This is a genomic window from Tessaracoccus pujii (assembly GCF_055326215.1).
Genome location: NZ_JBUZNP010000005.1, coordinates 1 through 26918, shown reverse-complemented (window position 1 = coordinate 26918; position 26918 = coordinate 1). Strand labels below are relative to the sequence as shown.

Here is a 26918-nt window from a genome sequence, read left to right as displayed (position 1 = left end):
GTCCCAGTTGACTCAGCGAGGCAAACCAGGAACGCGACAGCGCCCCGGCTAATAGCCGGGGCGCTGCGTGCTGCGGAGGATCAGGCCTGCTGGATGGCCGAGATCTCGACCTCGATGGTGACCTTGTCCGAGACGAGGAAGCCACCGGTCTCAAGCGCGGCGTTCCAGGTGAGACCGAAGTCCGAGCGGAGGATCTGCGTGGAGCCCTCGAAGCCGACGCGGGTGTTGCCGAAGGGGTCCTTCGCGGAGCCCTGGTACTCGAGCGGGAGGGTGATGGAGCGGGTGGTGTCCTTGATGGTGAGGTCACCGGTCACCTCGACGACGTCGCCCTTGACCGCGAAGCCGGTGCCCTTGAAGGTCCAGGTGGGGAAGTTCTCGACGTCGAAGAAGTCGGCGGAGCGGACGTGACCGTCGCGGTCGGCGTTGCGGGTATTGATCGAGGCGGCGTCGATGGTGACCTCGAGGGAGGTGTTGGCGGGGTTCGCGGCGTCGACGGTGGCCGAGCCCTCGAACTTCTCGAAGGACCCGCGGACCTTGGTGACCATGGCGTGGCGGGCCACGAAGGAGAGCGCGGAGTGGGAGGGGTCGATAACGAAGGTGCCGTTGAGTTCGTTGAGGTTCATGTGGGTGTCCTTTCGTGGGCTGTTGGTACAACCCTAAACTAGGTTTGTTGAAATGTCAACGAGTATTGCCGACTTCATTCTCTGGGTAGCGGAAGGGCCCGCCCCCTCGTCGGAATGCGGGCCCCTCCACGGCTCCTGGTCAGCTGGTGAACGGCGGCCGGTACCCGCCCTCGCCCGCCTGCTGCGCGGGCGGCGGCACCACCGGCTGGCCCTCGGGTTCCTGCTGGGCGCGCTGGGGCGCCTGATAGGGCTGGGCGAGCTCGTCCTGGCGCGGTGCCTGGATCTGCTGTTGCGCCGGCTCCGGCGCCCCCGCCGGGCGCTGCGAGATCTCGCCGAAGTTCACATCAGGAGCCTGGCGCACCATCGGGTCGTTGACCTCGAAGTACGTGGCCTTCTCGAACTTCGCGAAACCGGCGATGATGTTGCTCGGCACGGACTCGATGCGCGTGTTGTAATCACGCACGTTGGCGTTGTAGAACCTACGCGAGGCGGCGATGCGGTCCTCGGTGTCCGTCAGCTCGCGCTGCAGCTCGAGGAAGTTGGTATTCGACTTCAGATCCGGGTACGCCTCCACCGACACGAGCAGGTTGTGCACGGCCTGCGTCAGCTCGGACTCGACGGCGGCGCGTTGCTCGCTGGGCTGCCCGTGGCTCTGCTGGGACAACGAACGGGCCGTGTTGCGCAGCGCCGTGATCTGCTCCAGCGTGTTGCGCTCGTGGGCCGCGTAGCCGCGCACCGTCTCCACCAGGTTGGGGATCAGCTCGTAGCGGCGGTTGAGCTCCACGTCGATCTGGCGCCACGACTCCTGGATGAGGTTGCGGCTCTTGACGAAGCCGTTGTAGGCCCCGACGCCCCAGCCCACCACCGCGAGCGCGATGACGACCAGGACGATGAGGATAATCAGGATGGTGTCCACAGGGATCTCCTTAGATCAGTCGTCTTCACGGTAGCGCAGGCGAGGATTCAGGCGCAGCACCCGACTGCTCACATCTGGTGATGGGAGTCCAGGAACTGGTAGACCTCGGTGTCGTCGACGCCGGGGAAGGTGCCGGGCGGCAGTGCGGCCAGAAGGTGAGCGTGCGTGCGGGCGCTGGGCCACGCGTAACCGGACCACTTCGACGCCAGGTCCTCGGGCGCCCGTCGGCAGCACGTCGGGTCCGGGCACGTGGAGACCGAGTGCTCGCGGGTGTCTCGGCCGCGGAACCACTTCGAGTCGCGGTAGCGCACGCCGATGCCGGTGGAGAAGTAGCCGGAGCTGGTCTGCTCCACCCGCGCCGTGCACCAGAACGTGCCGGTGGGTGTGTCGGTGTACTGGTTGAAGGCGTTGAACTTGTCCGCCACCCCGAACACCTCGCGCGAGGTCCAGTAGCGGCAGGCCGGCTGTCCCTCGATGGCACCCAGGTTGTCCTTGGGGAAGGCGACGCCGTCGTTCTCGTAGGCCTTGTAGATGATCCCGGACTCGTGCACGCGCTGGAAGTGCACCGGGATGCCGAGGTGCCTGGTGGCCAGGTTCGTGAAACGGTGTGCGGCCGCCTCATAGCTCACGCCGAAGATGTCGCGGAGGTCCTCCACCGAGAGCTCCCGGCGCTCCTTCGCCGCCCGCAGGAACTCGACGGCGGGCTCCTCCGGGAGCAGAAGTGCGGCGGCGAAGTAGTTGGTCTCGATGCGTTGCCGGAGGAAGTCGCCGTAGCTGCTGGGCGGCGAATGCTCCAGGATGTGGTGACCAAGGGCCTGGAGCAGCACGGATCGCGGCTCGTACTCGCCGGACCTCGCGGCGGCCAGGTAGATCCGCTTGCTCTTGAGGTCCGTCACCGACCTGGTCGAATGCGGCAGGTCGCTGACGTGGTGCAGCGTGAAGCCGAGGTGGGCGGTGATCTCCCCGATGAGGTGCTGCGAGAGCGGTCCTCCCACGTACCCGCCTCGCTTCAGCAGGCTCGCAGCCTCCTCCTCGATCGAGCCGAAGTAGTTGTCGCGGGCCCGCATCTCGTCGCGCAGCTGCGCGTTGGCCCGGCGCGCCTCCTCCGGGGTGGCCATGCGCTCGGCGGCGTCGTGGGCGAGTTCGCGATGGAGCGCCACCAGCGCCTCCAGCACGTCCAGCGGCATGCGCGGGGAGATCCGCACCGCGGGCAGTCCCTTGGCCTGTGCCAGGGGCGCCCGCATGAGGCGGTCGAGTTCGATCTCCAGCTGGGTCCGACGGCTGGGCACGGGGGCGGTCAGATCCTCGAGCGTGGCGCCGTAGACCCGGGCGAGGGTCTGGAGATGCGACGGCTTGGCCTCACGCTTGCCGTTCTCCATGAGTGACAACTGCGACGGCGCCAGCCCGGACTGCTCGGCCACCTGGCTGAGGGTCAACCCGCGCTCCTTGCGGAGGTGGCGCAGCCGCCTGCCCAGGGAAAACGGGTCGAAAGGGCCCTCGGCGTCCCCGCCTGGAGCGCGTTGCGCATCGTCGACTGGCATGAAGTTCAGCCTAGCGGAATTTCTGCATTTCTTTACGAGAAATACTTCTAGGAATTGCTGTCACAGCGGCGGAGGATCGTCACATCGCAAGGCACACGGCAGCAGGGACGCTGCCCCACCCGGAAGGACTCCCGATGATCACCGAACCCATGTCCGCAGAGCTGCTCGAGTACGACTGGCGCATCAACCCCCGCTGGGCCCACGTGCAGCGCGACTTCACGGCTGAGGACGTCGTCCGACTGCGTGGCCGCGTCCAGGAGGAGCACACGCTGGCCCGACGCGGCGCCGAGAAGCTCTGGCACCAGCTGCACAACGAGGACTTCATCAACGCGCTCGGCGCACTGACGGGCAACCAGGCCGTGCAGCAGGTCAAGGCCGGCCTCAAGGCCATCTACCTCTCCGGCTGGCAGGTGGCCGCCGACGCGAACCTCTCGGGACACACCTACCCCGACCAGTCGCTCTACCCGGCCAATTCCGTGCCGCAGGTGGTCCGCCGCATCAACAACGCGCTGCTGCGTGCGGACCAGATCGAGCACGCCGAGGGCATCCGCACGGTGGAGGACTGGCTGGTCCCCATCGTCGCCGACGCCGAGGCGGGCTTCGGCGGCACGCTCAACGCCTACGAGTTGATGAAGGCCATGATCGCCGCCGGCGCGTCGGGCGTGCACTGGGAGGACCAACTCGCCTCCGAGAAGAAGTGCGGCCACCTGGGCGGCAAGGTGCTCATTCCCACCCAGCAGCACGAGCGCACCCTCAATGCGGCCCGCCTCGCCGCGGACGTGGCCGGGGTGCCGACGGTGATCATCGCGCGCACCGACGCCGAAGCGGCCACGCTCATCACGTCGGACGTGGACGAACGCGACCAGGAGTTCATCACCGGAGACCGGACCAGCGAGGGCTTCTTCAAGGTCCGCCCCGGCATGGAGCCCAGCATCGCCCGCGGCAAGGCCTACGCGAAGTACGCCGACCTGCTGTGGATGGAGACCGGCGTCCCGGACCTGGCTGCGGCACGTGAGTTCGCCGAGGCCATCAAGGCCGAACACCCGGACCAGATGCTGGCCTACAACTGCTCACCGTCGTTCAACTGGCGCAAGCACCTCGACGACGCCACCATCGCGAAGTTCCAGCGCGAGCTGGGCGCGATGGGCTACACCTTCCAGTTCATCACGCTGGCCGGATTCCACGCGCTCAACTACTCGATGTTCGAGCTGGCGCAGGGCTACGCCACCCGCAACATGAGCGCCTACGTGGAGCTGCAGGAGCGCGAATTCGCCGCCGAGGAACGCGGCTACACGGCGACCCGGCACCAGCGCGAGGTGGGCACCGGCTACTTCGACACCATCGCCGCCGCCATCAACCCCGCCAGCTCGACCACCGCACTCGAGGACTCCACAGAGTCCGCCCAGTTCTGACACCACCTCGCTGAAGAGAAGGAGCACTCCCATGACGATCACCCTGACCGCCCCCGCACACACCCACACCGCCCAGGACACCCATGCCCCCGTCGGGCGGCTCTGGGTGGACCGGAGCCTCGTGGACTTCGTCGACAGCGAGGCGCTGCCCCTGACGGGCGTGTCGCGGGAGCGGTTCTGGGCCGGATTCGAGAGCCTCTTCACCAACTTCTCGGGCCGCAACCGGGCCCTCCTCGCGGAGCGCGAGCGGATGCAGCGGGCCATCGACGAGTTTCATCGGGCCACCCCCGGCACGCCCTACGCGCCGCACTACCGACACCTGCTGAGGCAGATCGGCTACCTGCTGGACGAGCCCGAGGGCGTCCGGGCGACCACCACCGGCGTCGACACCGAGATCGCCGAGATGGCCGGCCCGCAGCTGGTGGTCCCGGTCACGAACCGAAGGTTCGCGATCAACGCCGCCAACGCCCGGTGGGGATCCCTCTACGACGCCCTCTACGGCACGGACGTGATCAGCGAGGACGACGGGGCGCAGCGTGAGGGGCGCTACAACCCCATCCGCGGCGGCCGTGTCATCGCCTGGGCGCGGGAGTTCCTCGACCGTGCGGCCCCGCTGGCGGCGGGGTCACATGCGGAGGTCATCCGCTACGAGGCCGGGTCGCGGCTGCGGGCCACGCTCACGTCGGGGCAGGTCGTCGACCTGGCTGACCCCGAGTCGTACGCGGGGTATTCGGGGGCGCCCGACGCGCCGACGTCCGTCGTGATCCAGCACAACGGACTCGGCATCGAGCTGCGGATCGATCCGGCCGGCCGGATCGGGCGCGACGACCCCGCCGGCATCGACGACATCGTCCTGGAGTCCGCCGTCACCGCGATCATGGACTTCGAGGACTCGGTGGCCACAGTCGACGGGCCGGACAAGGTCCTCGGCTACCGCACGTGGCTGCAGCTCAACGACGGTAGCGCGGCGGAGGAGATGGACAAGGGCGGCCGCTCGTTCCTGCGGACCCTCGCCGACGACCCGCGCTTCACCCGCCCCGACGGCGGCGAGCTGCGGTTGCACGGCCGGGCGCTCATGCTGTGCCGCAACGTCGGCCACCTCATGACCACGCCGGCCGTCCTCGACGCCGAGGGCCGCGAGCTGCCCGAGGGCATTCTCGACGCGCTGGTCACGAGCCTGTGCGCCATCCCTGGCCTGTCGTCGGACAACGACCGCCGCAATTCGCGCAGCGGGTCCATCTACATCGTCAAGCCCAAGCAGCACGGGCCGGCCGAGGTGGCCTTCACCACAGACCTGTTCGGCGCCGTCGAGGACATCCTGAGCCTGCCGCGCACCACCATCAAGATGGGCATCATGGACGAGGAGCGACGCACCACGCTCAACCTCATGGCCTGCATCAACGAGGCGGCCGACCGGATCATCTTCATCAACACCGGGTTCCTGGACCGGACCGGCGACGAGATCCACACCTCGATGGAGGCGGGGCCGATGATCCGCAAGGCGGAGATGAAGCAGGCCTCCTGGATGGCCGCGTACGAGGACTGGAACGTCGACATCGGCCTCGCGAGCGGGTTGCCCGGCCGGGCGCAGATCGGCAAGGGCATGTGGGCCAAGACCGACCTGATGGCCGACATGGTGGCAGAGAAGATCGGGCACCCCTCCTCGGGGGCCACCACGGCGTGGGTTCCCTCCCCCACCGCCGCGACCCTGCACGCCACGCACTACCACCGCGTCGACGCCCGGGCCCGCCAGGGCGAGATCGCGGCGGGGGGGCGGCGGGCGACCCTCGACGATCTGCTCGAGATCCCGCTGGCGCCCCACACGCGCTGGACGCCCGAGGAGCGTCAGCAGGAGGTGGACAACTCGTGCCAGTCCATCCTGGGTTACGTCGTCCGCTGGATCGAGCAGGGCGTCGGCTGCTCGAAGGTGCCCGACATCACGGACACCTCCTTGATGGAGGACCGCGCCACCTGCCGGATCAGCTCCCAGATGCTCGCCAACTGGATCCGGCACGGGATCGTCTCGGAGGCGTTCGTGCTGCAGTCGCTCAAGCGGATGGCGGCCGTCGTCGACGCGCAGAACGCCGACGACCCGGCGTACCTGGCCATGGCGCCGACGGCGGGGAGTTCGTTCGAGGATTCGATCGCGTGGTGCGCGGCGCGGGACCTGGTGCTGCAGGGCACGTGGCAGCCGTCGGGCTACACCGAGCCGATCCTCCACGCGAGGCGTCGCGAGTTCAAGGCGAGGTTCGGGATCAGCTGAGGCCCCTGCCCTCTGAGGGGGGCTCAGTCGCTCGCGCCTAGGCGGAGGACTCTCAGAGGCCGAGGTCCGCGAGGTCCACGGCGTAGCGGTACTCGAGGCCGGCGTCGCCCACCTTCTCGGCGGCGCCGGTGCCGCGATCCACCACGACGGCGACAGCGACCACCTCTCCCCCGGCCTCGCGGACGGCCTCGACGGCCGTGAGGGCCGAGCCCCCCGTCGTGGAGGTGTCCTCGACCACGAGGACCCGCCGGCCCGCCACCTCGGTGCCCTCGATGCGGCGCTGCATGCCGTGGCCCTTGGCCGACTTGCGGACTACGAAGGCGTCCAGCCGGCCGCCCTCGGCGGCCTTCGCGTGCAGCATGGCCGTGGCGACGGGATCCGCCCCGAGAGTGAGCCCGCCGACGGCGTCGAAGTCCAGGTCCGCCACCAGCTCGTTCATCACGCGGCCCACCAGCGGTGAGGCTGCACCGTCGAGGGTGACGCGGCGCATGTCGATGTAGTAGTCGGCCTCCTTGCCGGAGGCGAGCGTCACCTTGCCGTGCACCACGGCCAGGTTCCTGATGTGGTCGACGAGTTCGCTGCGGTCTGTCATGTGGGCTCCGTGTTCTCCAGGACGCCGAATCCGACTGCGCGGTCCGGCGTATCGATGAGGTCTTCGTGGGTGGTCAGGGTGAGGATCGCCTCGGTGGGCGCGAGGTCCGGCTTGCCGGGGACGGGGTCGAGAACCCAGGACTCGTCGCGGTGCACGGTGAGCTGCGATGGGGGCAACGTGATCCGGTAGGTGTAGACGGCCTGGGCCGTTTCGATGATCACCTCGTCGCCCTCGGCTAGCTCAAGCACGCGGCCGAAGGGTTCCCCGTGCGTGATGCGCAGCCCCGCCAGGGCGGCGTTTCCCACCTGCCCGGGCAGCGCCGTCGACGGGTACCAGCCGACAGCCGCCTTCAACAGCTCAGTCTCGACGCCGGAGACGATGGGCCATTCGACGTCCTGGGACGGGATGCGCAGGATCCACGCCGGTTTTCCGGGCGCAGGAAGGGTGGGGACCGGGAGTTGCGGATCCTCGGGGGAATCCGGCGACGGTGTGGCTGAGGGTGTCGCGGCGTCCCAGGACGCGCGGAGCTCGGCGACGCTCTGGGCGGCGGCGCCTTGGGCGAGCCACGTGGTGCCGTAGATCTGCCAGCCGAGGAATCCGCTGACTGCGAGTGTCGCTGTGAGAAGCACGACCCCGAGGACGGCGAGGGGCGAGACCCCCGATCGCCCGGCGAGCGTCGGCTGGGGCTCCGCGGCTCGAGCCGGGGCCCCCATCGTCTCCCCGGAAGAGTCGGGAGCAGGGGCGCCGGGAGCCGGCTCCACGCCGTCGTCCGCGGCCCGCTTCGCTTCCATGGCGCCATTCTTCCCTACCCGGCCCACTCAGGCCCCGCCCACTCCCGCTGACTGCGCGCAGTGACTTCGGGCGTGGCGCCGCCGCTCACCGAGGGTCCTGCCCGGCGGTGGCGTGTGGTGACACGCGCGGCGTCCGCAGCAGCGGGACGCCAGTGCAGGGCCTGACGCTCAGGGAAGGGACCAGAGGGTGCCAGTTTGGGCACGATTCCGCGCGCGCGGGCCCTTCATTCACGACGTGGTGGGTGCAGCTAGGGGCACTCCTCCGTTCCTGAATGCCACCGACGTTCACAGGAGAGCGGCGCCCACTCCGCGGAGACGTGCCGGTAGTGCCGGTCACCCCGCCCCCGCCTGAGCGCAGAGGGCGGCACTGGGGCCCCGTCTCCGCGCACGAGCGTCCTGGACCCGGGCGTAACTGCAGGCCGGGGGCCCTCACCCCTCCGCGACACCCGCGGAGTCGAACGTCGCCATCTCCCGAAGGATCCGCGCAGCCGCCTGCACCGTCGGGAGGGCCAGCGCCGCGCCGGTGCCCTCGCCCAGGCGGAGGTCGAGGTCCACCAGCGGCTGCAGGTCCAGCCAGGTCAGCGCAGCCTTGATCCCTGGCTCGACGCCCGCGTGGCCCGCGATGAGGTAGCCGGTCACCGCTTCGTCGATCGCCGCCGCGACACACGCCGCGGACGCGGCGATCACACCGTCGATGATCACCGGCACCCGACGCGCCGCCGCGCCGAGGATGAACCCTGCCAGCGCCGCGTGCTCCAGACCGCCGACGGCGGCGAGCGCTCCCAGCGGATCCGTCGGGTCGGGGCGGTGCAGGGCCAGCGCGCCGTCGATCACCTGGATCTTCTTCGACAGCATGTCGTCGCCGGCGCCGGCCCCACGGCCCGTCACCGAGGTCACGGGCAGGCCCGAGAACGCCGCGATCAGCGCGCTTGCCGGCGTGGTGTTACCGATCCCCATCTCGCCGGTGAGAAGGATGTCGGCACCGGCGTCGATGGCCTCGTTGGCCGTCTCGATGCCCACCTCGAGGGCCGAACGGGCCTCGTCGAGCGTGAGCGCGGGCTCGACGGTGAAGTCGCGGGTCCCTCGCCGGACGTTGCGTGCGCGGATCCCCGGGTGGGCCGGGACCTCCGCCGCCACACCCACATCGGTCACCCAGACGTCGGCTCCCACCTGGCGGGCGATCGCATTGATCGCCGCGCCGCCGGAGGCGATGTTGAGCGCCATCTGGACCGTGACCTCCTGGGGCCAGGGGCTGATGCCCTGGGCACAGACGCCGTGATCGCCGGCGAACAGGCCGATCACCGCCCGCTGGGGAAGCGGGGGCGGGCAGGCGTCGGCGATGGCGGCGAGGCGGTTGCCGATCTCCTCCAGGCGGCCGAGGCTGCCCGGGGGCTTGGTGAGGCGCAGCTGGCGGGCCTCAGCTGCGGCAAGCGCGTGGGCGGAGGCGGGGCGGATGGCCGACAGGGTGTCATCGAGGAGGGTCATGGGTGTCCTTTCACGGATGGTTGTATGGCGTGGTGATTCCGCTCCTGGGTGGCACCGCGGAGGGGCGCCGGTTGGCGGGGGCCCTGGCCGGGCGCGACGCGGTGCTGTCGCTGGCCGGTCGCACGCGTGCCCCGCGGACCGAGGGCGGGGTGCTGATCGCGACTTCGGGCGCGTCCATGGCTGAGCGGCTCACGTGGCCGCCAGGTCGGTCAGGGCCGCGGCCAGGCGGCGGTGGAGGTCCGGAGTGCGGACCGCGAACCGCAACCACGTCGGCCCGAGACCCGGGAACGTCTCGCCGCGACGCACGGCGAACCCTCGCTCGGCCAGGGGCCCGCGCAGCGACGACGGGGACAGTGCCGCGGCGTCGGCGAGCACGAAGGGGGCCTGGCCCGGGACGACGGCGAGTCCGGCTTGGGTGAGGCGGGCGGCGAGGTCGGCGCGGGCCGCGACGGTCTCCTCCGCGAGGCGGGCAGCCTCGGCGGCGGCGCGGTGCGAGGTGCAGGCGACGGCCGCGCGGATCGCAGGCGTGGAGACTGACCAGGGCGGCTGCTGGGCGGCGAGGAGGTCGATAAGGGCGGGGTCGCCGACGACGTATCCGATCCGAAGCCCTGCCAGGCCCCAGGTCTTGGTGAGCGAGCGCAGCACGAGGCGCCCGGGCATCGAGGGCTCGATGAGGGTCTCCCGCTCCCCAGGGATGGCGTCCATGAAGGCCTCGTCGACGACGAGGGTCTTGGAGGGGAGCCCGAGGAGGTCCTCGGCGCGGTGGAGGACGCCGGTGGGGTTGGTGGGGTTGCCGACAATGGTGAGGTCGGCCGTCGGAACCTGGGAGGGGACGAGCCTGAAGCCCCCGTCAGGGCGGAGCAGGTGTCGACGGGGGTCGCGGCCGGCGGCGCGGAGCGCCGCCTCGGGCTCGGTGAACTGGGGATGGACGATCAGCGCGTCGCCCGGGATGGCGCGGGCGATGAGCGTGAACGCCTCCGCGGCGCCGGCGACCGGGAGCACCATCCCGGGGTCGACACCGTGGTGCGCGGCGATTGCGTCGCGGGCGGGGCTTGGGTCCGGGTAGGTGGCGACGTTGCCATCGCCGAAGATCTCTTCGGCGAGCCAGGCCGGTGTCGCTGGGACTCGGACGTTGACGGCGAGGTCGACGAGGCCTGGGGCGAGGTCGCTGTCGCCGTGGTGCAGGAGGTCGACTGTGCCGGGCACGAGCCAGGTTGGGTCGGGGGTGCGCGGTTGCTGTTCCTCCAGGCAGGGTCTCGGACCCCTCAGGGGATCGGGAACCGATCTGGAGGAACACCAGCCGCGCTGGTGGGTCGAGCCGGCCTCGGGAACGTTCCCCTTCGCCGGAGGCGCGAGGCGGGGGATGCGCTCCGCCGCCTCGCGGGAGGCCTTCCTGAGGGAGCGGGAATGGACCGAGTCGGCGAAGCGCTGCGCCAACTGGGGGTGGCCCGCCCAGTGGACGTGCAGGTAGGACGCGTGGAGGCTCCCCCCCGCGACACCGTCAGCCCTCCCGTCCAGCATCCACGCCGGCACGGCGCCCTCGGGCCCGTCCGCTTCCCTGGCTGCGGTCTCCCCAACCGGAGTCACCGTCGTGCGGTGGAACTCGTGCCCGGTCACCTCCTCCCCGGGGCGGCCAAGCAGCGTGGCCCGGTCCGTCGTCGCAACCCGGTAGCCCATCGTCAACCGCGGCCCCATCGCCGCGTCCGCCTCGACGGCGCCCACCATCCCGCGACCGTCCAGGCTCCGGCACAGGTACAGCAACCCGGCACACTCCGCGACCGTCGGCAGCCCGCCCGTGACCGCCTCCCGGATCTCGGCCATCAAGGCCCGGTTCGATGCCAACTCCCCCGCGTACACCTCCGGGAACCCGCCTCCGAGCCACAGCCCGGCGCTCCCCTCCGGCAGCCTCTCGTCCACGAGCGGGTCGAACTCCACCACCCGGCAACCCGCCGCGGCAAGCAGCTCGTCGGTCTCCGGATACCGGAACGTGAACGCCCGGCCGCCGGCCACGGCCACCACGGGCCGACGGTCCGACGGCGGCGACACTTCCCGCGCCGGGTCCCACGCCTCGCATCCAACCGGACCGACGGCACGAGCCACCGCCAGCAGCCCCGCCACGTCCACGTGCGCGGCCACCATGTCGCCCATCGCCGCGACCCTCGAGTCGTCGCGTTCCGCCACCGGCACCAACCCCAGATGTCGCGACGGCGCCTCGATGTCCAGTGCCTTCGGCAGCACCCCCAGCACGGGCAGCCCCACCTCCTCGACGGCGGCGCGGGCCTCCGCGCCGTGGCGCTCGCTGCCCACCTGGTTGAGGATCACTCCCGCCACGTGAACGCGGGGATCGAACCTCGCCATGCCCAGCGCCACCGCCCCGGCGCTGCGCGCCGTGTGCCGCGCGTCGATCACCAGCACCACCGGCGCCTCGAGCAGCCCCGCCACGTGCGCCGTCGACCCGTATCCCCCGGTGCCGAGCCGGCCGTCGAACAGCCCCATCACGCCCTCGATCACCGCCACATCCGCCCCGGCGGAGCCGTGCGCGAAGAGCGGCCCGATGCGCTCCTCCCCGCAGAGGAACGGATCCAGATTCCGGCCCGGCCGTCCTGTGGCGAGCCCGTGGTAGCCGGGGTCGATGTAGTCCGGCCCCACCTTGAACGGCGCCACCTCCAGCCCCCGCGCCCGCAACGCCGCCATGAGGCCGGTGGCCACCGTCGTCTTCCCCTGCCCCGACGACGGCGCCGCGATCACCAGCCGGCTCACCATTCGATGCCCGCCTGCCCGCGTTGGCCCTGCTGGAAGGGGTGCTTGACGAGCGTCATCTCTCACCGCGACACCGCCACGAGGTACGCCCAGCTCACGACGGCGCGCGCCGGCGTCCAGCCGAGCAGGCGGCCGATGGGCGCCGCGTGCTCGTGGTGCAGCCGGGCGAGCTGCCCGCCCCACCGTCGGTATGCCGCGACACACACCTCCTCGGCCTCCACCGTCACCCCGTGCACGACGATCCGGCCCCCAGGCGGCAACGCCTCAACCGCCCGATCCACCAGCGACGAGGTCGCTCCGCCGCCGATGAACACCGCGTCCGGCCGCGGCAGGCCGGCCAGCGCCTCCGCGACACCCGCCTCCACCAGCCGCACCGCGCCCGCCGGCGCAAGCCGGGCCGCGTTCGCCGCGACCCTCGCCGCCCGCTCCGGCACCCGCTCGACGGCGACCGCCCGCGCCCCGTCGGCGGCCCGGCACCACTCGATGGCCACCGACCCGGCGCCCGCCCCGAGGTCCCACAGCAGCTCCCCGGCCCGGGGGCGGAGCAGCGCCAGCGCGGAGGCGCGGATGTGCCGCTTGGTGATGAGCCCGTCGTGCTCGAAGACGTCGTCGGGCAGGCCGGGGGTGCGGCCGAGGAGGGTGCCGTCGGGGTCGGTGATCATGCGCGGGATCCTTCGGCGAGGAGGTCGAGGACCTGGTCGAGGTCGCGGGGGGCGCCGGGCAGGCCGAGGCGTTCGGCGAGTTCCAGCGGCCAGGGGCGGCGGAGGTGGGCGTCGCGGAGGAGGACCTCATCGCCGAGCAGCGACGGTGGCCCCTGCGCCACGCGGCCGCCCACCACGACGGCCACCTCGTCGGCCCAGGCCAGGGCGAGGTCGACGTCGTGGGTGGCCAGCACGATGCCGGCGTCCAGGCCGGCAAGGGTGACCAGCAGGTCGGCGACCCCGGCGGGGTCGAGGCCGGCGGTCGGCTCGTCGAGAAGCAGGAGGTCCGGCCTCATCGCCACCGCCCCCGCCAGGGCCACGCGCTTGCGCTCGCCGAAACTCAACTGGTGCGTGGGGCGGGCGGCGAGGTGCGCGATTCCGAGCAACGAGAGGGCCTCAAGGGTGCGGGCGCGGGCGGCGTCGTCGGTGAGGCCGAGGTTGAGCGGCCCGAACGAGACGTCCTGGGTGACATCCGCCGAGAAGAGCTGGTCGTCGGGGTCCTGAAGCACGAGTTGGACGCGACGACGGTGCGCCCGCAGCGCGGTCCGCGTGTGGGACAGCGGCTGTCCGTCCAGCGTGACCCGGCCGTCGGAGGGGCGCAGCGCGCCGGCCAGGCACTGCAGCAGGGTGGTCTTGCCGGACCCGTTGGCCCCGAGCAGCGCCACCCGGCGCCCCCGCGCGGCCGTGAGGTGTGCGCCGGTCAGCACCGCCGGCCCGCCGGGATACCCGACGACGACCCCCTCGGCCCGCAACATCACGCCACCGCCCATGAGGCCAGCCAGATGCCGGCGATGAGAGCTGCGCCCGCAGCCAGAGTCCAGGGGCGGGTGGAGCCGGTCTGCCGCAGCGTCGGCAGCGACTCCTCGTAGCCGCGCAGCTCCAGGCCCGCCTGCAGCCGGGTGGCGCGGCGCCAACTCATCAGCAGCACCGTGCCGACGCCGTCGACTGCGGCCCGGAACCGGCGCCGGAAGGGGGCCTCGCCCCCGAGTCGTGCGGTCTGTGCGGCCTGCAGCGCGAGCGCGCTGCTGAGGAGGACGAACAGCAGCCGGTACATCAGCTCGGCGAGCTCCAGCAGCGGGCCCGGGATGCCGCGACGGTGCAGCCAGCCGAGAACGTCGACCATCGGCGTGGTGGTGGCGAGCAGCAGGACGGCCAGTGTCCCCGCGACGCCGTGCGCGAGCATCTCCGCCGCCCGGAGCCCGCCGTCGGCGGTGACGCGCAGCCCGTCGCCCACCTCGACGGCCAGCGGCAGCGCGCCCACGAGCAGGAACGCCAGGGGCGGCAGCGCGACGGTGGCAACCAGCCCGGGTCGGATGCGGGCCGGGCCGAGCATCAGGAGCAGCGAAGCCGCCGCCACGAGCAGGCTCCCAGGCCAGGCCGGGGTGAGCAGAGCGGTCAGCACCAGCGCGACGGCGAGCCCCACCTTGTGCCCGACGGCGACCCCCCGCCACGGTCCGGCCCAGGCGGCGTCGTCGACGGCGGTGAGGTGGACGCTCACGTGAGTAGGCCGTTCACGACGTGCGCCGAGCTGTCAATCGGCCGAGCACGAAGCCCAGGAGGAGCCCGCCCAGTCCCGCCTGGAGTGCGAACAGGCCGGACTCGAGTTCCGGGCTGAGGCTCAACAACGGCCCGTACCTCGGGCCTCCGGCGAGTTCTGTGGCCGCAGCGTCAGTGCCGGCGAACTCGGCCCCCGAGGGTGCCAACGCCAGGCTCCCGAGATAGACCGCGACGATCGCGACGACGAGGGCCGCCCCGATCCACAGGTCGCGGCGGCTAAACACGGACATCCCCCCGAAGCAGGCCGAGCCCGGACAGCACCGGGTACGCCGCACGGGTCAGGAACCCGACCAGCAACACGCCGAGCAGCCCCTCGGCGACGGCCAGGGGGATCTGGGTGACCGCAAAGAGCGTGAGGAACTTCACGAGTGCACCCCCGAGCCCACTCACCGGATCCGGGTAGGCCAGCGCCAACTGGAAGGACGTCACGGCGTAGGTGGCGATGTTCGCCACCGCCATCGCCACGAACATCGACAACCACAGCGGAGCCGATAGCCGCGACGTCGCCCGATAGACCCCGTACGCCGCCCACGGTCCGACGACCGCCATCGAGAACGCGTTCGCCCCCAACGTCGTCAGCCCGCCATGAGCAAGCAACGTCGCCTGGAACAGGAGCACCAGCGTGCCGAGGAACGCCATCACCGGCGGCTTGAGCAGCACCGCCCCCAGGCCTGTACCGGTGGGGTGCGACGAACTCCCCGTGATCGACGGCAGCTTCATCGCGCTCACCACCAGCGTGAACGCGCCGGCCGCCGCAAGGATCAACTTGCGCTCCGGGTGCTCTCGCACCGTGGTGAGCACGGCGCGGGCGCCGTGGATGACGAACGGGGTGGAGGCGGCCAACCAGGCCGCGCAGTGCAATGGGGGTAGCATCCCCTCGGCGATATGCATCGCGATCTCAAGTCCCTTCGGCCGGGATGACGCGTCCCGGGCAGTCGGCCTTGAGGGGCCAGTTCCTGACTTCCCGCGCGACGGCGGTTCACAGTGGCGCGACCGTGCCGGCTCAACCCGGCTTCCTGGTCCCCTCGCGGATGAATGTGTGACGCCAGTCAACCACAACCCCCGTCGTCACCCGGCTACGGGGTCCACTACGGTGAGCGGCGTGCGCTACGACTATCTGACCGACGGCTCCGAGATCTACCGGGAGTCCTTCCGGATCATCCGCGAGGAGACCGGCCTCACCCGGTTCCCCGACGACGTGGCCCGCGTCGTCGTGCGGATGGTGCACGCGGCCGGAGCCCCGGACGTCGCCGACGACGTGGCCTTCACCCCCGGCGTCGTGGCCGCCGCCAACGCCGCCCTGAGGGCCGGCGCGCCGATCCTCTGCGACTCCTCGATGGTGGCCACCGGCATCATCGCCTCCCGCCTCCCCCGCGACAACGACGTCGTCTGCCACATCAAGGCCCCCCGCCTCGCGGCGCTGGCCGCCGAGAAGTCGATGACCAAGACCATGGCCGCGATCGACCTGTGGCTGCCCCGCCTCGACGGCGCCGTCGTCGCCATCGGCAACGCCCCCACCGCACTCTTCCGGCTGCTCGAGGTGGTCGCGGAGACCGGCGTGCGGCCGGCCGCGGTGATCGGCATCCCCGTCGGGTTCGTCGGCGCCGCCGAGTCCAAGCAGGCGTTGGCCGACAACGACCTCGGCCTCGAGTACCTCGTCGTCCACGGCCGACGGGGCGGCTCGGCCCTCACGGTGGCCGCCGTCAACGCCATCGCCAGCACCGACGAGCTGACCAACACCTCGCGCCAGGGCTGAGAATCGCTGGCATGACGCCGGCAGGGCTACGCTGAGGCGCATGCCCGCCCGCCGCCACGCACCCCGCGACGAGGTGGTGTACAAGAACAAGTACGTCGGCACGGTGGAGTACCACACCAGCCGCTCCGGCTATGGCGACGCGTCGATGGTGTCCTACCGGTTCCCCTGCCAGGTCCCGCAGAAGACGAGCCCTGACTTCGTGCTCATCCACGGCATCGGCGTGTCCGCGCGTTCGTACGGTCCGACGGCGGTGGAACTCGCCAACCACGGCGACGTCCACCTCATCGATCTGGCCGGATACGGCCGCTCGCCCCGCCCCCAACCGCGACCTGAGCATCGCGGATCACGCCGCGCTCGTCGGCAAGTACCTGCTGGCCGGGAAGGATCTCGACCACCCAATGGACGAGTGTGGCGCCGAGGTCCCCCTAAGAGCCTCGGCGCCACACGCTCACCACTGCGAATGAAGACCTGTCGGCACCCGGGAAGCCACGGGAAGAGCTCGCACAGGTCGGCCGGGGCGCCGACGGACCCCACCGCCCACGACCACTGCCCTGCGACGAGGTATCCGTAGATCGTCATGGGCGCAGTGTCGCCGCGATCCGGCGCGAACGCATCCGAGAGGGTACGAAAGTACCTTCCCGCGCTCCTCCGCTCGTCAGGCGAACGTTGCCGAGCCGTAGGATGACGGCGTGGGACGGAAAGCACTCTCGAGCGGCGCGCTGGAGGTCCTCATCGCGCTCGTGATCATCACGGCCGAATTCCTCGCGCCCCGAGCGCGGATGGTCCTGACTCCTGAGGTCGTGGCAATCGACATCGCCGCGTTCGTCACCGTGGTGGTCGCGGTCCGGTGGCCGCAGGTCGGCGCGGCATTGACCATCACCCTGGCCATCGCGGCGGCCGCAATCGACGAGAACTCCCTCGGCTTCTGGCCCTACCTCCTCCTGCTGCCGGTGGTCGCGGCCCTACGGAACGGCCGGTGGGCCCAGGCGGCGGTCATGGCGGCGACCGTGTTCACGGCGTCGGTGACCGCCTCCGCCCGCAAGCTCGGAGAGGAGTTCAATCCATTCGAGGTGATTCTCGGCTGGCTCGCCCTCGACGGCGTGTTCGTGCTCGTCGGGTTCGGCCTCAACGCCGTGTCGCGCAACGCCGCCGAGGCCGAGGCCCGTCGCCAACGCGACCTTCGCCTTCAGGCCACCCTGGATCTGCACGACTCGGTCGCCCGCGAACTCACCGTCATCGCTATGGAGGCGGACGCGGCCCACCTCGCCGGCGGCGCCACTCCAGAGACCCTGGCCGCACTGTCCGATCGGGCCCGCAACGCTGGAGCCGCCCTCCGCGACACCATCCGCATGATGCAGCTCGGAGAGGCCGAGCCGCAGGACGCGAACTTCCGGGAGACCCTGGCTTCTGAGGTCCGCGAACTCAAGCGTCGCGGCCACGAGGTCACCCTGTCCGGAGACCTCAGCCCCACCCTGCCCGCCTCCGTCGACCGCGCCCTCGCGCAGATCTTCCGGGAGGCTCTCCACAACGTGGCCAAGCACGGCCTCAGGCACGGCCCCTGCACCATCGTCGGCGAGCTGTCCGCAGTGGACTACCAGTTGGTGATCACCAACCGGATGAGTGCCGAGCAGACCCAGGGCACCGGCCTCGGCACGCTCGGCATGCGCCACCGTGCCACTCTGGCGGGCGGGAGCCTCCATATGGCATCGGCGCACGGCACCTGGACCTGCCTGGTGGAGATGCCGCTGACCGTGAGGCAACTGCAGACATGATCAGCGTCGGGATCTGCGACGACGACGCCCTCGTCCTCAGCTACCTCGCGAGCACGCTCGCGCGCGTCGACGACATCGCGGTCGTCCACCAGTGCGCCGGCGGGCATGAGGCTCTCGCCGCGTCCCAAGTCGACCTGTGGCTCATGGACGTCCGGATGCCGGGCATGTCGGGGGTGGAGGCCTGCCGGGCGCTCACCTCCCGCCCGGACCCGCCGCGCGTCCTCCTGCTCACTAGCCTCAGCAGCACCACCCTCACCGAGGCGCTCGGGGCGGGCGCCAGCGGGTTCCTGTACAAGGACACCCCCGCCAAGGCGCTTGTCGCAGCCATCCTGACCGCGCACGCCGGGATCTTCGTCCACTCACCCGACGCGGCGCGCCCCCTCACCACGAGGGTGACCAGCCGGGAGCCAGCGCCCGACGGAGTGCTGCGCGACGCCGTCGACCACGAGTTGATCCGGGCCATCAACGCCGGCCGCAGCTATCACCAGATGGCCGAGGCCTTGGGCATGTCCGTCTCGGGGGTCAAGAAGCGGGTCGGCACCCTCATGAGGCGCGCGGGCGTCAACAGCCGCCCCCAGCTGATGGCACAATCCGTCTCTTGGTCAAACGCATCCACCTGAGATGAGATGCCCCGCCCGGATGGTCCTGCTCCGACCTAGTTGACGGTCCAGCGCGGCTTGGTCAGATCGCAACCTTTCGGGATGTGCGTGTCATCGGAGACCTCAGCCGAGGCCGCGGACTCACCGCCGGTCAGTTCAACCGGCCGACCGAGTTCGAAGGTACCGTGCTCTGTCTCGAGTGCACCATGGTCACCCCAACTCGGGGCGCCGCGGAAGACCGGTAGGTAGTCGGTCCCATCTTCGGCAGTCAGGTATAGGCAGCCATCATTGAGCTGCAGCATCCCGCTGACCAGGGCCGTGGGTCCGCCGTCGTTTAGCGCCCCCTCCCGCCAAGCTACCTCGGGGGCAGCCTGGCTCGACGTGCAGCCGAGGCTCAGACCAACCGCAGCCCAAACCAGCCACACCATCCAGTGCTTCATACCGCCTAGTCAACACAGCGACCCGTCGCCGAACAAGCAGCGGGACCAAAGAGGGTACTTTTGTGCCCACCCATGAGTCGGCGCTACCCGTTCCTCTGCACACTGCAAGGCAGGGAGCGACGCTCGGTCCGACCCCGGCCCCAGCCAAGAAAGCGCTCCCGGTACGCTGGCGACGTGCCCGTCACCGCCCCCCAACCTGTGACTAGAGGCTGCTGACGATGGCGCGCCGCGGGCAACTCGATGACTCCAAGCTCCGGCCCGGCTGGACCACCGGCGCCTGCGCCACCGCGGCCGCGACGGCCGCCTACGAGGCCCTGCTCACTGGCGAGTTCCCGGACTTGGTGGAGATCGAGCTGCCCCTGGACCGCCGGCCGTCGTTCGCCCTCACCCTCGAGCAGCTGAGCGACGGTGTCGCGATGGCCGCCGTCACCAAGGACGCCGGCGACGACCCCGACGTCACGCACGGCGCCCTCGTCCGCGCCTGGGTGCGCCCGGGCCCGCCGGGCTCGGGCGTGCGGTTCGTCGGCGGCGCCGGCGTCGGCACCGTCACGCTGCCCGGGCTCCCGCTCCCTGTGGGCGAGCCGGCCATCAACCCCGCTCCACGGGCGATGATCACGGCAAACCTCTCCGCCGTCGCCCGCCGACACGGCGTGTCCCTCGACCTCGAGGTGACCATCGGGGTTGACGACGGCGAGGCCATCGCCCGGCACACCTGGAACCCGCGCATCGGCATCGTCGGGGGGATCTCCATCCTCGGCACCACAGGCGTCGTGGTCCCCTACTCGTGCTCCGCGTGGATCGATTCGATCAGGCGCGGCGTCGACGTCGCCCGCGCCGCCGGCCTGCAACACCTGGCCGCCTGCACCGGCTCGACGTCGGAGCGCGTCGTCGCCGAGCTGTATGGCCTGCCCGAGCTGGCGCTGCTGGACATGGGTGACTTCGCGGGGGCCGTCCTGAAATACGTCTCCCGGCACCCCGTCGAGCGCCTCACCATCTGCGGCGGGTTCGCCAAGCTCACCAAGCTGGCCGCCGGACACCTCGACCTGCACTCCCACCGCACCCAGGTGGACCTGTCCCACCTCGCGGGCCTGGCCATCGAGGCAGGCGCCGGAGAGGCGCTCGCCACGGCGATCCGTGCCGCCAACACCGCGGCAGAGGCCCTCGGCCTGGCCGAGGCAGACGGCATCCCGCTGGGCGACGCCGTCGCCACCGCGGCCCAGGATCACGCCCTCGCCGTCCTACGCGGGGCCCCCGTCGCGGTCGAGGTCGTCTGCATCGATCGGGGCGGCGCCATCGTCGGCAACTCGGCTTGATGAGGGATGCGGCACGTCGGTCCGGTGAATGTCGGGGATGAGCGCAGACGTTCCAGGGTCCTACCGCCTCAGGTTCTTGAGTCCCTCCCCTACGATCTCGAGCTGCCGCTCATCGCGCACAGATACAAAGCCATTCCCGAACCGTCAGGATCCAGCCAGAGAACCACAGCCAGCCCGGGCAGCAGAAGGCCGATCCCCAGCCCCAGCCAGCGCAAAGCGACAAGCGCCAGCACCAGCGCCAGCACATCCGCCGCCAACGCAGCCACAGAGATCCGACCGCCCACGAACGCAAACACCGAAGCCGCAATCATCAGCAGCGCGACGGCTGACTCAGCCCCACCCCACGCCAGCAGGCGATTCACCACCATTGCACGCTTCACGAGCACCCACCCTAGGACGCCCACAACCCCGACACCCACAAGAAGGATCTTTCGTACCCCATCCGGGCACGAATGAACCCACCCACACCCCACCGGCGCCTACACACACCGGAACCCTGTTGTATGAGCAGCATGTCGATCCTGGTCTCGCTCCTCGCACTGCTACTGCCCATCGTCGGCCCCGCTGACGCGCCCCCGCGCCCCGACGCCGAGGCCCGAGACATCTGCACCGTCTTCCCCTGGTACCCGGGCTGCTGACCACGGGCAGCCCTTACACACCCAGGGGAGCCATCCCTCATGTGAGTGTTGCCCGCCCACCTGACGGAGGCGATGCGGAGCCGACATTCTCGACACGCACGACGCGGCAGCCCCGTTCGACTGGCTCCGCGACGGCGCCATCTACGTTTCCGCGACACCCGGGGTTGGTGAGCAGGCACGAGTCATCGTCGACGATGTGGGTCAACTCGGCCCCACCGAACGCGGTCTCCGGAGGTTGCTGGCGCCCACCGACCCCGGGAACCTGGGCCTCTCCTCCCCACGGGACCTCGCCGAGACCTCCCAACTGGTGGGCGGGGTCGTCCGGTTGGCCGGCTACGAGACCACCCTCATCGTCCTGCTCGTCGGCGCGCTGTTCGTTGGCGCCGTCGCCCTGGCCGACGTGCTCATCCGGCAGCGCGACCTCGGCCGACGGCGAGCCCTCGGCATCAGCCGCTTCGACCTCATGAGCCTGATCGTTCTTCGCGCCGCGCTGTCCACCACCGCCGGCGCGGTGCTGGGCATCGTCGCGGTAACGGCCTTCGGCATGGCCACGGAAACCATCGCTCCGCTCGGGCATACCGCCGCCACCGCCACCCTCGTGGTCGTGGCGGCCCTCGTCGCGACGGTGCCCGCAGGCATGGTGGCCGCACACCGCGACCCCGTGGCGGTACTCCGAACGGCCTGACCAGTCGCGGATGTTGTGGGATCCGGTCCCTGGCCCCGCGTGCCCGCGGACCCAGCTGGACCTGCCTAACTCGTGCCCTGTCTCGTGACCTGGCCGACGAGCAGGGCGTGACCGTGCGTCGATCCGACATTCTGCGCGCCTGGATCACCGCGTACGGCACCGCCACCGCTGGCCCCCCGGCCTGGGAAACCGTCAGGACCGCCGCAAGCCCCGTCGACGTGGACCGGCCCAGCAAGGCGACCACCATCCGCTACCGGGACTGACTGACTCCGCTGTGGCTGCTCGACCCAGTACCCGCCCCGTTACTCTACGGCGCCTCCCTCAATGGCCTGTCCGAAGGCCCCCAAACACCACCACGCGGACCCCGCCCTGGCCCCCCGGCTCACGAAGACCGGAGCATCCGCCCTCCTTGACGGCGCCGCCCGCTGATGAGCGGGAGATACCACACTGGTATCATGAGGACATGGCGATGACACTTCGACTGGAACCAGAGGACGAGAGGGCCCTCGCACTGCTCGCCGAGGCAGAGGGGGTGAGCAAGCAGGAAGCCACCGTGCGCGCCATCCGTGAAGCAGCAGCACGACGGCTCCGCGAGGACAAGGTACGACTCCTGTCCACTGCGGCTCGGGCACGCTACGCCGATCTGCTCGACCGGTTGGGCCATTGATCGAGTACCTCACCCTCGAGGACGTCTTGTCGTTGGTGGAGGACCTTGGAGTTGGCCCCGTTCGCGACATCGGACTGCTCGACTCCGCGGTCCACCGCCCGCGTGTGAGCGTCTTCGGCAGGGATGCGTATCCCGGCCTCGACGACAAGGCAGCGGTGTTACTGGAATCGTTGGTCGGAAACCATGGCCTGGTCGATGGGAACAAGCGTCTTGGCTGGCTGTCGCTGGTGGTGTTCTACGGCCTCAATGGCATCGACTTGGATGCGCCTGACGGCGAGGCGTACGACCTGGTTATCGCGGTCGCCAGCGGGACCGCGACGTACCAGGAAGTATCGACCCGCCTCACGTCTTGGCAATGACCACCAGCGGTAGATCCGGATGGCTTCAGGCGGTCTTGTCCTGGTTGAGTCGGTCGAGGATCCAGGAACGCACCAGGGTCGACGGTGGAAGGTGCTGGGCGTCGGCGGCCTGCTGCACCCGGGCCTGCTCGTCTTCGCTGAGCCGGATCGAGTACACCTTTGTCCGGTTCGGGCGGGACGGTCGCGCGCCCTCCGGGTAGTCGTTCTCGCGGGTTCTCTCAGACTCATCTCGCAGGCGAGCCGCCAGCGCAGGATCAATTGTCTTTGCCATGTCTAGTCCCCTCTCGATAGAACCTCAGATCGGCACCCGTTGCCGGCCACGCATTGATCCCGTGCAGATCCCCATCAGCGTCTCGGAACGCGATGACGACCAGCACTCTTCCAGCAGCCGTGGAGAAGCCGATGAATCGAGAAGCACCCATCCGTGACTTCGGGTCCGGCTCGAACGCCGCGAGGTCCGGATCATCCATCACCTCCTGCGCCCAGTTCGGTTCGACGCCACCCCCGCGCGGGGTAACGGTCGCCGCGATTTCGGATGTACGCCGCGGACTCGTCGTCCCAGTTGAGTTCCTCTCCCACGTCGCCCAGTGTACCTTGCGTCGGACAATGTAGTACGACACCGGGTTCGTAGCATGTCAGGTGCCGGAGGCCATGTAGGCGGCGAGGATGTAGTTGGGGTGCCTGTCGAGGTTCTTGCGGGCGCGGTCGTAGCGCATGGTGGTTCTGGGGTCTGCGTGTCGGGCGGCGATCTGGACGTCACGTAGGTCGACTCCAGCGTCGAGCATCGTGGTGACGAACGTGTGCCGCAACATGTGCGGGTGCATCCGCGGCAGTTGGATCGCGGCGGACTCGGCGAGGTGCTTCAGCCGCCGGGTGGCAGCGTGGCGGTCCATCCGAGAGCCGCGACGGTTGAGCAGGATCGGCCCTTCCGCTCTTCCGGCGACGGCGTGTTCGACCGCCCGTTGAACCGCGGGCGGGAGTGGGGTGAGGACGACCTTGCCGCCCTTGCCGTGGACCTTCAGCACGCGGTGACCATGCTCCTCACCGAGGTCCTGGATGTTGGCGCCGCATGCTTCGAAGATCCGGAGTCCGAGCAGTCCCAGCATCACCACCAGGGCGAAGTCGTTGACGTTAGCCGACAGCCGTGAGGCGCTGAGCATGGCCTCGAACTGAAGGTGCGAAAGGCCCAGAGTCGGGGACTCCGGCGGCACGTTGGGGCGCCTGACGTAGTCAGCAGGCGACGCCGGGATTACTTGGTCGATAACGCAGGTGCGATAGAAGCCTGCCATCACCGAGACCCGACGGCTCACGGTCGAGGGCTGGAAGTGTCGCACCTCCTGCATCCAGCGCACGTACAACTCGATCTGCGCCCGACTAGCCTCCAACGGCTCCAGACCCCGCTCGCGACACCACACCAGAAATGCCCGCAGGTCTGATTCAGTATGGATGAGTATTCGGTCTTCTGAGCGCCAGCGGTATTGCGGTTGAGCGCCATCCGTCGCCGTGCGGGTTCGTGGGGTTGAGCGCCACCGGTTCGTGTCGGTGAGCGCCGGGTGCGGGGTTCGTAGGCTCCTCCTGCCGTGTGGCCTATCACGCGGCAGAAGGAGTGATTGGGATGGTACGCAAGATCAAAGCGAAGCTGGTGCTTCGGCTCCGCGAGGAGGGGTTCTCGGGCAGGCAGATCGCCGCGCAGGGCATGTCACGCCATAGCGTGACCGCGGTCATCGAGGCCGCCGAGCGGGAGGACGTCGGCTGGGACGACGTCGCCGACCTGGACGAGGCGCAGGTGTATGCCCGTCTGTTCCCGGGCCGCGGGGAGCATGAGAGCGTCCATGCGCAGCCGGACTGGCCGTCGGTGCATCGCGAGCTCGCCCGGGTCGGGGTGACGTTGAAGCTGCTCCATGGCGAGTACGTCGACCGATGCCGCGTCGAGGGGTCGACGGCGATGGGCTATGACCGGTTCTGCAAGAACTATCAGCAGCATGTCCTGGTCAGCGGGGCCGCGTCGCGGATCGGTCACAAGGCCGGGCAGAGCATCGAGGTCGACTGGTCCGGGCCGACGATGCAGCTGACCGATCCGGTGACCGGGCAGCAGCAGCGCGTCTACTTGTTCGTGGCCACGTTGCCGTTCTCCCGCTACGCGTTCGTCGAGCCGGCCCTGGATATGCGGCAGGACACGTGGCTGCGGGCGCATGTGGCGATGTTCGACTGGTTCGGCGGCTCCGTCCCGCGGATCGTTCCAGACAACCTGAAGACCGGCGTGATCAAACACCCCGCCGAGGGTGAGGTGGTCCTCAACGACGCCTACCGGGAGTTGGCTGCGCACTACTCGGCTGCGGTGCTACCCGGCAGGGTCCGGAAACCCAAGGACAAGGCCAGCGTCGAAAACACCGTCGCGCATGTCGCGACGTGGGTGATCGCCGGGCTCCGGGACCGCCGCTTCGCCACGCTGCCCGAGCTGCGCGCCGCGATCTACCAGCGGGTGGAGGCCTACAACCGTGAACCCTTCCAGAAACGCCAAGGCTCCCGGCTGAGTGTGTTCGAAGCGGAGGAGAAGCCGCTGCTGCGGCCGCTGCCCGCGGTCGCGTTCGAGATCAGCCGCTGGGTCTACGGGCGACGAGTCCAGAAGAATGGGCATGTCGTGTGGGAGAAGAACTTCTACTCCGTGCCGTATTCGCATATTGGTCGCAGTGTCGATCTGCGGGTCACCGACACGATGCTCGAGGTGTTCACCGGTCACACGCGGCTGACCAGCCACCTGCTCGCACCACCAGGCGTGTTCAACCAGTACCGCACCCACGACGCCGATCTGCCCGAGGGGCCGCGCTACCGGCAATGGGACGCGGCCAGGGTCCGCCAGTGGGCGGGCCGGGTCGGGGAGAACACGCTGACCGTGGTCAACCGGATCTTCGAGTCCGTCCCGGTCGATGAGCAGGGCCTCGATGCCGCGCTGGCGGTCCTGCGGCTCACTCGCCGCTACTCGACTGAACGCCTCGAAGCAGCCTGCCAGATCGCCTTGGCGTCCAGGGTCCGCTCGCCCCGCTACGCCCATCTGAGGCCGATCCTGGAAACCAACCAGGACCACACCCGCAGCCGAGGGCCGGGGATCGAACCGGAGAACGGCGGCGGTGGGCCGGTCGGGTACGTGCGTGGGGCCGACTACTACGGAGGCGCACGATGACCCGGATCGATACCGAGACCAAACGCAAGCTCCGCGAGATCGGCGCCACCTGCCTGGTCGACGCCCTGGAAACCCAGGACGACACCCTCACCCTCGGGATGGTGTTCGAAGAACGCATCAAGCTGGCCGTCGACGACGCCCACGCCACGTTCACCCACGGCAAGGTCGAAGGCCTGATCCGCCGGGCGGGGCTGCGTTACCCGAACGCGGACTTCCGCCGCCTCGACCTGGTCGAACAGCGTGGCCTCGACCGCGGGGTGATTGCCCAACTGGGCACCTGCACCTTCATCACCAGACAGCAGAACGTCGTGTTCCAAGGCTTCACCGGATCCGGGAAGTCCTACCTCGGCTCCGCGCTGGCGAAACAGGCCTGCCAGCACCGGTATCGGGCGCACTACATACGCATGCCCGACCTCGAAGAGGCCTGGGCTGCGGCCAGGGACCGGCCCGCCGGGAAGGAGAAGTTCCTCCGCAAATACGCCGCGTTCACGCTGCTCGTGATCGACGAATGGCTCCTCGACCCGCCCGACGACAGCACCCGCAGCATGCTCCTGGAACTGCTTGAACGCCGCTACGACGCAGTCTCCACCGTGTTCTGCACCCAGTACGCGAAGAAAGACTGGCACCAGCGCCTCGGCTCCGGAGTCCACGCCGATGCGATCATGGACCGCATCGTCCACAACACCATCTGGATCGAAACCGGCGGCACCAACATGCGCGAACACACCGCCACCGCATAACCCAGAGCCGGTGAGCGCCACCACGACCCCCGGTGGCGCTCACCGGCACTACCCCCGGCGCTCGACCCCAATATCCAGTGGCGCTCAAGCGCGATAACCAACGGCGCTCACACGGTCAAATACTCAC

31 protein-coding genes are annotated in these 26918 nt (G+C 70.0%); 14 read left to right on the top strand and 17 right to left on the bottom strand.

Annotated elements, in window-relative coordinates:
- Positions 1–80: 80 nt before the first annotated feature.
- From ACZK5N_RS08475 to ACZK5N_RS08465, 3 genes are all read right to left on the bottom strand, one after another.
- Positions 81–623, bottom strand: coding sequence for a YceI family protein (locus ACZK5N_RS08475; RefSeq protein ID WP_459018847.1), 543 nt, complete (start codon positions 621–623; stop codon positions 81–83).
- Positions 624–762: 139 nt separating this feature from the next.
- Entirely contained in the window at positions 763–1539 is a 777-nt protein-coding gene (locus tag ACZK5N_RS08470; RefSeq protein ID WP_459018846.1) for a LemA family protein, read from the bottom strand.
- Positions 1540–1607: 68 nt separating this feature from the next.
- Positions 1608–3080, bottom strand: coding sequence for a helix-turn-helix domain-containing protein (locus ACZK5N_RS08465; protein WP_459018845.1), 1473 nt, complete (start codon positions 3078–3080; stop codon positions 1608–1610).
- 134 nt (positions 3081–3214) lie between these two features.
- On the opposite strand from ACZK5N_RS08465, the gene aceA reads away from it, so the two are divergent.
- A complete protein-coding gene (gene aceA / locus ACZK5N_RS08460; protein WP_459018844.1) occupies positions 3215–4492 on the top strand; it encodes an isocitrate lyase in 1278 nt (425 codons plus the stop codon).
- Between the two features lie 31 nt (positions 4493–4523).
- Positions 4524–6755 (top strand): malate synthase G, encoded by a 2232-nt coding sequence (locus ACZK5N_RS08455; protein WP_459018843.1) that lies wholly within the window; start codon positions 4524–4526, stop codon positions 6753–6755.
- 52 nt (positions 6756–6807) lie between these two features.
- Here ACZK5N_RS08455 and pyrE read toward each other — a convergent pair whose 3' ends face one another.
- From pyrE to ACZK5N_RS08410, 9 genes are all read right to left on the bottom strand, one after another.
- Positions 6808–7347 (bottom strand): orotate phosphoribosyltransferase, encoded by a 540-nt coding sequence (pyrE, locus tag ACZK5N_RS08450; protein ID WP_459018842.1) that lies wholly within the window; start codon positions 7345–7347, stop codon positions 6808–6810.
- A complete protein-coding gene (locus ACZK5N_RS08445; protein ID WP_459018841.1) occupies positions 7344–8138 on the bottom strand; it encodes a class E sortase in 795 nt (264 codons plus the stop codon). Before ACZK5N_RS08445 ends, pyrE begins: the two co-directional genes overlap by 4 nt.
- 429 nt (positions 8139–8567) lie before the next feature.
- Complete coding sequence (gene cobT / locus ACZK5N_RS08440; RefSeq protein WP_459018840.1) at positions 8568–9623, bottom strand: nicotinate-nucleotide--dimethylbenzimidazole phosphoribosyltransferase; 1056 nt, start codon at positions 9621–9623, stop codon at positions 8568–8570.
- A 189-nt stretch (positions 9624–9812) separates the two neighbouring features.
- On the bottom strand, positions 9813–12386 hold the full coding sequence (cobBC, locus tag ACZK5N_RS08435) for a bifunctional hydrogenobyrinic acid a,c-diamide synthase/histidinol phosphate aminotransferase CobBC (protein ID WP_459018839.1): 2574 nt from the start codon (positions 12384–12386) through the stop codon (positions 9813–9815).
- Positions 12387–12445: 59 nt separating this feature from the next.
- Positions 12446–13045, bottom strand: coding sequence for a precorrin-6Y C5,15-methyltransferase (decarboxylating) subunit CbiT (gene cbiT / locus ACZK5N_RS08430; RefSeq protein WP_459018838.1), 600 nt, complete (start codon positions 13043–13045; stop codon positions 12446–12448).
- Complete coding sequence (locus tag ACZK5N_RS08425) at positions 13042–13854, bottom strand: energy-coupling factor ABC transporter ATP-binding protein (protein ID WP_459018837.1); 813 nt, start codon at positions 13852–13854, stop codon at positions 13042–13044. Before ACZK5N_RS08425 ends, cbiT begins: the two co-directional genes overlap by 4 nt.
- On the bottom strand, positions 13839–14582 hold the full coding sequence (cbiQ, locus tag ACZK5N_RS08420) for a cobalt ECF transporter T component CbiQ (protein ID WP_459018836.1): 744 nt from the start codon (positions 14580–14582) through the stop codon (positions 13839–13841). Before cbiQ ends, ACZK5N_RS08425 begins: the two co-directional genes overlap by 16 nt.
- 13 nt (positions 14583–14595) lie before the next feature.
- Positions 14596–14871 carry an energy-coupling factor ABC transporter substrate-binding protein gene (locus tag ACZK5N_RS08415; RefSeq protein ID WP_463624805.1) on the bottom strand — a complete coding sequence of 92 codons (276 nt, stop codon included), beginning with the start codon at positions 14869–14871 and terminating at the stop codon, positions 14596–14598.
- Entirely contained in the window at positions 14858–15532 is a 675-nt protein-coding gene (locus ACZK5N_RS08410; RefSeq protein WP_459018834.1) for an energy-coupling factor ABC transporter permease, read from the bottom strand. Before ACZK5N_RS08410 ends, ACZK5N_RS08415 begins: the two co-directional genes overlap by 14 nt.
- Before the next feature lie 211 nt (positions 15533–15743).
- On the opposite strand from ACZK5N_RS08410, the gene ACZK5N_RS08405 reads away from it, so the two are divergent.
- From ACZK5N_RS08405 to ACZK5N_RS08390, 4 genes are all read left to right on the top strand, one after another.
- On the top strand, positions 15744–16397 hold the full coding sequence (locus tag ACZK5N_RS08405; protein WP_459018833.1) for a precorrin-8X methylmutase: 654 nt from the start codon (positions 15744–15746) through the stop codon (positions 16395–16397).
- A 40-nt stretch (positions 16398–16437) separates the two neighbouring features.
- A complete protein-coding gene (locus ACZK5N_RS08400) occupies positions 16438–16968 on the top strand; it encodes an alpha/beta fold hydrolase (RefSeq protein WP_459018832.1) in 531 nt (176 codons plus the stop codon).
- Between the two features lie 118 nt (positions 16969–17086).
- A complete protein-coding gene (locus ACZK5N_RS08395) occupies positions 17087–18169 on the top strand; it encodes a sensor histidine kinase (RefSeq protein WP_459018831.1) in 1083 nt (360 codons plus the stop codon).
- Entirely contained in the window at positions 18166–18789 is a 624-nt protein-coding gene (locus tag ACZK5N_RS08390) for a response regulator transcription factor (protein ID WP_459018830.1), read from the top strand. The genes ACZK5N_RS08395 and ACZK5N_RS08390 overlap by 4 nt, the downstream gene beginning before the upstream one ends.
- 35 nt (positions 18790–18824) lie before the next feature.
- Here ACZK5N_RS08390 and ACZK5N_RS08385 read toward each other — a convergent pair whose 3' ends face one another.
- Positions 18825–19208 (bottom strand): hypothetical protein, encoded by a 384-nt coding sequence (locus ACZK5N_RS08385; RefSeq protein WP_459018829.1) that lies wholly within the window; start codon positions 19206–19208, stop codon positions 18825–18827.
- Between the two features lie 218 nt (positions 19209–19426).
- Here ACZK5N_RS08385 and ACZK5N_RS08380 point away from each other — a divergent pair, with 218 nt between their 5' ends.
- Positions 19427–20521: a cobalt-precorrin-5B (C(1))-methyltransferase gene (locus ACZK5N_RS08380; RefSeq protein ID WP_459018828.1), complete on the top strand. Its 1095-nt coding sequence runs from the start codon at positions 19427–19429 to the stop codon at positions 20519–20521.
- An 89-nt stretch (positions 20522–20610) separates the two neighbouring features.
- Here the strand turns inward: ACZK5N_RS08380 and ACZK5N_RS08375 are convergent, their stop codons facing one another.
- Entirely contained in the window at positions 20611–20901 is a 291-nt protein-coding gene (locus ACZK5N_RS08375; RefSeq protein WP_459018827.1) for a hypothetical protein, read from the bottom strand.
- A gap of 132 nt (positions 20902–21033) precedes the next feature.
- On the opposite strand from ACZK5N_RS08375, the gene ACZK5N_RS08370 reads away from it, so the two are divergent.
- The 5 genes from ACZK5N_RS08370 to ACZK5N_RS08350 all read left to right on the top strand — a co-directional run bounded on the left by ACZK5N_RS08370 (position 21034) and on the right by ACZK5N_RS08350 (position 22870).
- On the top strand, positions 21034–21159 hold the full coding sequence (locus tag ACZK5N_RS08370; RefSeq protein ID WP_463624804.1) for a hypothetical protein: 126 nt from the start codon (positions 21034–21036) through the stop codon (positions 21157–21159).
- A 196-nt stretch (positions 21160–21355) separates the two neighbouring features.
- Positions 21356–21844 (top strand): ABC transporter permease, encoded by a 489-nt coding sequence (locus ACZK5N_RS08365; protein ID WP_459018825.1) that lies wholly within the window; start codon positions 21356–21358, stop codon positions 21842–21844.
- A 107-nt stretch (positions 21845–21951) separates the two neighbouring features.
- Positions 21952–22107 (top strand): hypothetical protein, encoded by a 156-nt coding sequence (locus ACZK5N_RS08360; protein WP_459018824.1) that lies wholly within the window; start codon positions 21952–21954, stop codon positions 22105–22107.
- Positions 22108–22307: 200 nt separating this feature from the next.
- Positions 22308–22511, top strand: coding sequence for a CopG family transcriptional regulator (locus ACZK5N_RS08355; protein ID WP_459018823.1), 204 nt, complete (start codon positions 22308–22310; stop codon positions 22509–22511).
- Complete coding sequence (locus ACZK5N_RS08350) at positions 22508–22870, top strand: type II toxin-antitoxin system death-on-curing family toxin (RefSeq protein WP_459018822.1); 363 nt, start codon at positions 22508–22510, stop codon at positions 22868–22870. Before ACZK5N_RS08355 ends, ACZK5N_RS08350 begins: the two co-directional genes overlap by 4 nt.
- A gap of 25 nt (positions 22871–22895) precedes the next feature.
- On the opposite strand, the gene ACZK5N_RS08345 is transcribed toward ACZK5N_RS08350, so the two are convergent.
- The 3 genes from ACZK5N_RS08345 to ACZK5N_RS08335 form a co-directional block, all read right to left on the bottom strand.
- The gene (locus tag ACZK5N_RS08345) at positions 22896–23141 is read right to left on the bottom strand and encodes a YlcI/YnfO family protein (RefSeq protein WP_459018821.1); all 246 of its coding nucleotides are present in this window, start codon (positions 23139–23141) and stop codon (positions 22896–22898) included.
- On the bottom strand, positions 23125–23340 hold the full coding sequence (locus ACZK5N_RS08340) for a hypothetical protein (protein WP_459018820.1): 216 nt from the start codon (positions 23338–23340) through the stop codon (positions 23125–23127). Before ACZK5N_RS08340 ends, ACZK5N_RS08345 begins: the two co-directional genes overlap by 17 nt.
- Positions 23341–23505: 165 nt before the next feature.
- The gene (locus ACZK5N_RS08335) at positions 23506–24180 is read right to left on the bottom strand and encodes a tyrosine-type recombinase/integrase (protein WP_459018819.1); all 675 of its coding nucleotides are present in this window, start codon (positions 24178–24180) and stop codon (positions 23506–23508) included.
- 305 nt (positions 24181–24485) lie between these two features.
- Between ACZK5N_RS08335 and istA the strand changes: the two genes are divergently transcribed.
- Together istA and ACZK5N_RS08325 are read left to right on the top strand one after the other, a co-directional pair.
- Positions 24486–26051: an IS21 family transposase gene (istA, locus tag ACZK5N_RS08330; protein ID WP_459017646.1), complete on the top strand. Its 1566-nt coding sequence runs from the start codon at positions 24486–24488 to the stop codon at positions 26049–26051.
- Complete coding sequence (locus ACZK5N_RS08325; protein ID WP_459017647.1) at positions 26048–26791, top strand: ATP-binding protein; 744 nt, start codon at positions 26048–26050, stop codon at positions 26789–26791. The genes istA and ACZK5N_RS08325 overlap by 4 nt, the downstream gene beginning before the upstream one ends.
- The last annotated feature ends 127 nt before the right edge of the window (positions 26792–26918 follow it).

What these genes read in the sequence shown, in the direction of transcription:
- ACZK5N_RS08475 (WP_459018847.1), bottom strand. Translation starts at nt 623, where the DNA reads ATGAACCTCAACGAACTCAACGGCACCTTCGTTATCGACCCCTCCCAC.
- ACZK5N_RS08465 (WP_459018845.1), bottom strand. Translation starts at nt 3,080, where the DNA reads ATGCCAGTCGACGATGCGCAACGCGCTCCAGGCGGGGACGCCGAGGGC.
- aceA (WP_459018844.1), top strand. Translation starts at nt 3,215, where the DNA reads ATGATCACCGAACCCATGTCCGCAGAGCTGCTCGAGTACGACTGGCGC.
- ACZK5N_RS08455 (WP_459018843.1), top strand. Translation starts at nt 4,524, where the DNA reads ATGACGATCACCCTGACCGCCCCCGCACACACCCACACCGCCCAGGAC.
- pyrE (WP_459018842.1), bottom strand. Translation starts at nt 7,347, where the DNA reads ATGACAGACCGCAGCGAACTCGTCGACCACATCAGGAACCTGGCCGTG.
- ACZK5N_RS08445 (WP_459018841.1), bottom strand. Translation starts at nt 8,138, where the DNA reads ATGGAAGCGAAGCGGGCCGCGGACGACGGCGTGGAGCCGGCTCCCGGC.
- cobT (WP_459018840.1), bottom strand. Translation starts at nt 9,623, where the DNA reads ATGACCCTCCTCGATGACACCCTGTCGGCCATCCGCCCCGCCTCCGCC.
- cobBC (WP_459018839.1), bottom strand. Translation starts at nt 12,386, where the DNA reads ATGGTGAGCCGGCTGGTGATCGCGGCGCCGTCGTCGGGGCAGGGGAAG.
- cbiT (WP_459018838.1), bottom strand. Translation starts at nt 13,045, where the DNA reads ATGATCACCGACCCCGACGGCACCCTCCTCGGCCGCACCCCCGGCCTG.
- ACZK5N_RS08425 (WP_459018837.1), bottom strand. Translation starts at nt 13,854, where the DNA reads ATGGGCGGTGGCGTGATGTTGCGGGCCGAGGGGGTCGTCGTCGGGTAT.
- ACZK5N_RS08415 (WP_463624805.1), bottom strand. Translation starts at nt 14,871, where the DNA reads ATGTCCGTGTTTAGCCGCCGCGACCTGTGGATCGGGGCGGCCCTCGTC.
- ACZK5N_RS08410 (WP_459018834.1), bottom strand. Translation starts at nt 15,532, where the DNA reads ATGCATATCGCCGAGGGGATGCTACCCCCATTGCACTGCGCGGCCTGG.
- ACZK5N_RS08400 (WP_459018832.1), top strand. Translation starts at nt 16,438, where the DNA reads ATGCCCGCCCGCCGCCACGCACCCCGCGACGAGGTGGTGTACAAGAAC.
- ACZK5N_RS08390 (WP_459018830.1), top strand. Translation starts at nt 18,166, where the DNA reads ATGATCAGCGTCGGGATCTGCGACGACGACGCCCTCGTCCTCAGCTAC.
- ACZK5N_RS08385 (WP_459018829.1), bottom strand. Translation starts at nt 19,208, where the DNA reads ATGAAGCACTGGATGGTGTGGCTGGTTTGGGCTGCGGTTGGTCTGAGC.
- ACZK5N_RS08380 (WP_459018828.1), top strand. Translation starts at nt 19,427, where the DNA reads ATGGCGCGCCGCGGGCAACTCGATGACTCCAAGCTCCGGCCCGGCTGG.
- ACZK5N_RS08370 (WP_463624804.1), top strand. Translation starts at nt 21,034, where the DNA reads ATGTCGATCCTGGTCTCGCTCCTCGCACTGCTACTGCCCATCGTCGGC.
- ACZK5N_RS08355 (WP_459018823.1), top strand. Translation starts at nt 22,308, where the DNA reads ATGGCGATGACACTTCGACTGGAACCAGAGGACGAGAGGGCCCTCGCA.
- ACZK5N_RS08345 (WP_459018821.1), bottom strand. Translation starts at nt 23,141, where the DNA reads ATGGCAAAGACAATTGATCCTGCGCTGGCGGCTCGCCTGCGAGATGAG.
- ACZK5N_RS08340 (WP_459018820.1), bottom strand. Translation starts at nt 23,340, where the DNA reads ATGGATGATCCGGACCTCGCGGCGTTCGAGCCGGACCCGAAGTCACGG.
- istA (WP_459017646.1), top strand. Translation starts at nt 24,486, where the DNA reads ATGGTACGCAAGATCAAAGCGAAGCTGGTGCTTCGGCTCCGCGAGGAG.
- ACZK5N_RS08325 (WP_459017647.1), top strand. Translation starts at nt 26,048, where the DNA reads ATGACCCGGATCGATACCGAGACCAAACGCAAGCTCCGCGAGATCGGC.